General features: G+C 55.2%; 2 protein-coding genes. One reads left to right on the top strand and one right to left on the bottom strand.

The features are described 5' to 3' along the window. Positions 1–1029: 1029 nt before the first annotated feature. Positions 1030–4290: a S41 family peptidase gene (locus HMPREF2890_RS02975; RefSeq protein WP_070465120.1), complete on the bottom strand. Its 3261-nt coding sequence runs from the start codon at positions 4288–4290 to the stop codon at positions 1030–1032. 273 nt (positions 4291–4563) lie between these two features. On the opposite strand from HMPREF2890_RS02975, the gene HMPREF2890_RS02970 reads away from it, so the two are divergent. Continuing rightward, positions 4564–5589 (top strand): virulence RhuM family protein, encoded by a 1026-nt coding sequence (locus tag HMPREF2890_RS02970; RefSeq protein ID WP_070465117.1) that lies wholly within the window; start codon positions 4564–4566, stop codon positions 5587–5589. The last annotated feature ends 209 nt before the right edge of the window (positions 5590–5798 follow it).

Raw genomic sequence — 5798 nt, 5'->3', positions numbered from 1 at the left:
TTCGGCACTTCGTGCCTCGACACGCGGGCTATGGAGCGGTGATCCCTCCGGGGCTTCGCCCCTGCGGGATCTGCATACGGGTACATTAGCAGAGGGATCTCTCAATAGGGATCCCCGCTTCTTAGCAGAAAGGCTCTAATGCGACACTCCGTCCGAGCTCCCGATCAGGCTTGAGAGGATGCCCGATTTTGCCGTCTACTCCAGGGGCATATCTAATACCGATAAAAGAATTCTCTAATACCGATATTAGATTTCACTAATACCGATATTAGTGATCTCTAATATCGGTATTAGTGTTGCGCGAGAAAGCTCGCCTATTTTCCCCGCCACCTCTCTGAGCCATACAAGGGTGACGGATTTGAGCATTAGGGTAGTCATATACTAAGGTGGGCTCATTCGTGAGGCACCCGAAGGGTGCCCGCTCCATGAGAATGTTGCACGAAGTGCCATTCTCGCACATTTGTTTCAAATGTGCTGAGACTTTGCACGAAGGATGAGATGCAAGGCGCTGAGGATGAGACCGAAAGGAGCGTACTCACGTACGTGACCGAGACCGAATTCCGAAAGCAACGCAGCAGATCGCCTTCGTGCAACAGTCTCTCCACAGGCATCGGTCATCCGCAAAGCGGTGACCGATGTACAGAGACCCGCCCCGCCGCCCCCCGACCCCTTGTGGGTCGCCGAGCCCCCTCCCCCCTACGCCCTCGCAAGGGTGTCGCAATCCCCGGAGAGGCTTGATAGTGCGACACCCTAGCGGGGTCGCAGGATTGCTTGCGATACCTGATCCACGGGTCTTCGGGGCTATGCCCCTCGACCGGTGGCTAAGAAGCGGGCACCCCAAGGGGTGCTTCGTTCCCAATCCTTCACGATGAGATGAATGGCTATTGTGTCACTCAAATACGCCACCTCTCTGAGCCATACGAGCCCCCCACCCCGCATTTTTTCATCTATGAGTAGGCTCCTCAGTATACGACAGAAGCCCTGCCGGAGGGTCTCCGACAGGGCTTCCTGAGGTATGTGGGTGTGAGGTTACTTCACCTCGGAGCGAAGTACCTCGACGGCGCGCCTGATCTGGGTGTCACGGCCCTGAAGCGCCTCAGTGAAGTCCAGGGGCTGCTTGACGTCCGGCTCTACCTGATGGTTCTCGAGGTAGTAGCCCTCCTTCGTCATATAGCCGATGGCGGGTACGCCGAAGTAGATGGCAGGGTTCTGGAGGGTGATCCAATTGACGCTCGACATCGTCCCCGGTACCGGCATGCCGACGATCTTACCGATCTTCATCGTCTGGTAGACCCAAGGAGTGCCGTGGGCATTGGAGTAGTCGGCCTCGCAGGTGACCATGACGCTCGGCTTGGTCCAGCGACGCGAGGGCATGGGGCAGTAGTCACGCCCCTTCGTCATCTGCTCCAGATACTTGGTCCCGGTGAAGAGCACCTCGATATCCTCGTGGAGTCGACCACCGCCATTGCAACGGATGTCGATCACGATGCCATCGCAATTGTAGTACTTACCGAGTGCATCAGAGTATACCTTACGGAAGCTCTCGTCGTCCATCGAGGGGATGTGGACGTAGCCGAGCTTGCCGTCAGAGAGCTCTCTCACCTCCTCAGCACGCTGAGATACCCAGCGCTTGTAGAGCAGGTCGCTGAGCTTGCCGGAGGAGATGGGCTTGATCGTCTCCTCCCAGCGTGCGCCGCTCTCGGGGCAGTATAGGGAGATGAGGGTCTCGCGACCAACCTTGCCTCTCAGGAGGGGGAAGTAGTCAGTCTTAGCATCAATCTCCTCGCCATCGATGGCGGTGATGTAGTCACCGGCCTCAACCTTGGAGCGGAAGGTGTCGAAGGGGCCACCGACGACCACCTCGTCGATCTTAAGACCCTTGTCGGAGGGCGTCCAGTCGAGGAAGAGTCCCAGTTCAGCAGTGGAGGGACTACTGATCGGCCCTCTGTAGCCGCTGCCGGTGTGGGAGACGTTCAGCTCACCGAGGAGCTCGGAGAGCATCTCGGAGAAGTCCTGATCATTGGTGATGTAGGGCAGGAACTTCTCGTAGTGGTCGGTCAGCTTGGGCCAGTTGGCGCCATTGATATTGGTGATGTCCTCGTAGAAGATCCGCTCGCCCTCCTCGCGACGGACGTAGTCGTACTCGAAGCGACGCTCGTCAGCGGGACGGAGCTTCATGCGAGCCTCGTAGGAGACAGACTCTATCTTCTCGCCTGGGAGGGACATCTTCTTCATATCCCTTGAGCCGATCATGAAGATCTTGTCGCCCTTGCGGTCGGGCATAAAGTTGTAGTAGGGACCATCGAGCTTCTTGAGCAACTCTACATCGCCCTTGCGGAGGTCCTTCTTCCAGAGGTCGTATCCGCCCTCAAAGGCAGACATATAGTATAGTGTCTCTCCGTCAGAGGTGATGAAGGCATCACCGAGCTCTGAGGAGACAGGAGTGAGGCGCAGGATGCGGTGGTCGATATTCTCGAGCTCGACACGGATGTCCTTCGTGCTGTCATCCTTCTTATCGGCTTTCTTGTCGTCCTTCTTGGCCTGCTCTTTCTCCTGCTCCTTAGCCTTCTTCTCCGCCTCGGAGAGGAGCTTGTACTCCTCCTCATCGAGGACGAACTTGTCGTAACTCTCGCGATTGAGGAAGACGATCATCACGTCATTCATCGAGCCCCAGGAGGCGTGGTTGCGCATACCGTACTGCTCGGAGGTGTAGATGATCGCATTGCCGTCCATCACGAAGCGGGGACTCATGGCGAAGTAGCCGGACTGGGTGAGGTTGTGGATCACCGGCTTAGCCTCGGTCGCACTGACGAGGGCGACGTCGTAGTAGGGGTTGTGTCCGTTGTCGACGATACTCATAGCGATCCACTTGCTGTCGGGAGACCAAGTGAAGTCGATCTGACCATCGCGCTCCACCTGATACCGTCCGTCGGTGATCTCGCGCTCCTTCTTCGTCTCGGTATTGTAGATCACGAGGCGGCTGCGGTCCTTGAGGTAGGCGAGGTCCTTGCCGTTGGGGGCAAATTGGGGGCAGGTCTTCTCCGACTTGTCACCGGGGATGAGGAGCTTCTCATCGATCAGCGTGCTGTGGGGGAAGTCCGGGTCGTCACTCCGCTTGATGGTGGCGACGTAGAGGTCGCTCTTCCCATTGCGCTCGCTCGCATAGACGATCGTGCGGTCGTCGCCAAAGGTGACACTGCTCTCCGCTGCGGGGGTATTGGTGATGCGCTTCGTGGTGGTGTAGTCCGCCGAGGTGACGAAGACCTCACCGCGGATGACGAAGGCGACCTGCTTGCCGTCAGGGGAGATGGAGGCGGAGGTAATGCCTGAGCGGAGTGAGATCTCCTGCTCGGGCTCCTCGACGTAGTCGCTGAGGATGCTCACCTGTACGCGCTGCGGCTGACCGCCTGCTCTCATCGTGTATATCTCGCCGTCATACCCGTAGCAGAGGGTGCCGTCGGCAGCGGAGGAGAGGAAGCGAACCGGGTGGTCGGTGTAGGAGGTGAGCTGCTTGACATTCTGCCCATCAATGGTGGCGGAGAAGACGTTGAAGCAACTCTTCGCTCCGCGCTCGCTGAGGAAGTAGAGCGTCCGACCGTCGGCTGAGAGGACCGGGTTGCGATCCTCACCCTTCCAAGTGATGATGGGAGTGTACTTCTTACTCTTGAAGTCATACCGGACTATGTCACGGGTGACGGAGGAGGTATGGTGCTTGCGCCACTCATTCTCCATCCCCTTATTGTCCTCATAGATCAGTCCGGATCCATCGGGGAGGAGTACACCGTCAGCAAGAGGCGTAGGCATGACCATCTCTGTACGACCGCCCTCAGCGGGGATGCGGTAAAGCTCGTTGTATCGCCCGGGGAAGATGGCACTAGACGCAGGATCCTGGATATGAGCTGCGTAGAGGATGTGCTTGCCGTCAAGGCTCCAGGAAATGGGTTTCTCGCCGGTACTATGAGTGGTGACACGCTTTGCCTGACCGCCACGGGCATCCATCACATAGATGTCCTCTCGGCCATCGGTGCGGGTGCTGACGAAAGCGAGCTTGGAGCCGTCGGGGCTCCACATAGGTCTGTAGTCATACCCCTCTGATGTAGTGAGGCGCCGTGCCGTGCCACCCTGCGTGGCGACGCTGAAGAGGTCTCCCTGGTAGGAGAAGGCGATCTCCTTGCCATCGGGCGAGATGGCGGGATAGCGCATCCAGAGAGGTCTCTGCTCCTGAGCGGAGAGCATAGTGGCTGCTGTGAGGGCAACGCTTACCGTCAGGATGATCTTCCTAAGATTCATTTTGATTATAGTTAAGTGGTTTGATGAATGTTGCATCGGGTGTTAGCTCCGTCTCCCCCTCTGTCTTTCGCAAAATTAGTCAATTTATGGCAATGTCCGGCGGCTAATGGGATAGAACATCGGTATGTCAGCCAAAACCCTTTAACCAAGTCCAAGTCTCCTCCATAATCAACTGCCAAGTGGTGTGAAATGGGTATTTTTGTTTAGGGGAGCAGTGTGCGTGTAAGAGTCTGTCGCTCGAGATAATTTGTTGGAGAAAAAGAAACTGGTATCATGAAGCAAGCGGAGGAAAATCAGATCATCATCTACAATACCGATGATGGCAAAGCAAGAGTGACCCTCTATGCCAAGGATGGTAACATCTGGATGAACCAAAACCAGATGGCAGAACTTTTTGCCACCTCTATTCCCAATGTCAGTATACACATATCTAACATACTGAAGGATGGGGAATTACAAGAGAATTCAGTTGTTAAGCAATACTTAACAACTGCCGCCGATGGCAAGAATTATCAGGTGACCTTCTATGCTCTTGATATGGTATTAGCCATAGGATTCCGAGTGCGGAGCAAGAGGGGCACGCAATTTAGGCGATGGGCAAATCACAACCTTAAGGAGTATATGATCAAGGGGTTTGTCCTGGATGACGACCGCCTGAAGAATCCTGACGGCAGACCGGACTACTTTGATGAACTTCTTGAGCGGATACGTGATATTCGTGCCAGCGAAAAGCGGTTCTATCAAAAGGTTAGGGACTTGCTCGCTCTGAGTAGCGACTACGATAAGAGTGATAAGGCTACCCAGATGTTCTTTGCAGAAACTCAGAACAAACTCCTCTATGCCGTCACTCAACAAACGGCAGCCGAGCTAATTGTGAGTCGTGCGGATGCCAACGAGCCCAATATGGCCTTGACCTCCTGGAAGGGCTCTATAGTCAGGAAGCAAGACATTTACACGGCTAAGAATTACCTCAAGCAAGATGAGATAGAGACACTAAATAAGCTCACCGTGCTCTTCTTAGACTCCGCAGAATTGAGGGTAAAAGAGCGAAAGGACTTGACCCTAAACTATTGGCGAAGCAACGTGGATGCCCTCTTGAGCTTCCAAAACAAAGACCTACTCAATGGTTGCGGCACCATCTCCAATGCACAGATGAAAGCCAAAGTGGATCAAGAGTACGAAGCATTTAATCGTCGCCGTAAGGAGCAGGCTCTGATGGAAGAAGAACAAAGGGAGCTGACTGAGCTAAAGCAAATTGAGCAAAGCATCGTCAAGAGACCCCAATCAGATGAGCTGTAAGCTATAATCAATCACTCGACTTTCCCTAAAGTCCTGAGATGACGCATCTGAGCGGTACAGCAGCCATCTATCTCATTGTGTAGAGTGGGGAACTAAGCACCCCTTGCAAGGGCGTAAGGGAGGGGGATTTTTGCTCGGTGACCCGCGAGGGGTAGAGGGGGACGAGGCGGGTCTCGTCACATCGGTCACCGCTTTGCGGATGACCGATG

Origin of the sequence: Porphyromonas sp. HMSC065F10 (genome assembly GCF_001808555.1) — a bacterium.
In the GTDB taxonomy this organism is placed as follows: Bacteria; Bacteroidota; Bacteroidia; order Bacteroidales; family Porphyromonadaceae; genus Porphyromonas_A.
Note: the sequence above shows the minus strand (reverse complement) of the source record. Positions and strands in the feature narration are given on the sequence as shown.

Coding starts and splice junctions, on each gene's coding strand:
- HMPREF2890_RS02975 (WP_070465120.1), bottom strand. CDS start 4,290: ATGAATCTTAGGAAGATCATCCTGACGGTAAGCGTTGCCCTCACAGCA.
- HMPREF2890_RS02970 (WP_070465117.1), top strand. CDS start 4,564: ATGAAGCAAGCGGAGGAAAATCAGATCATCATCTACAATACCGATGAT.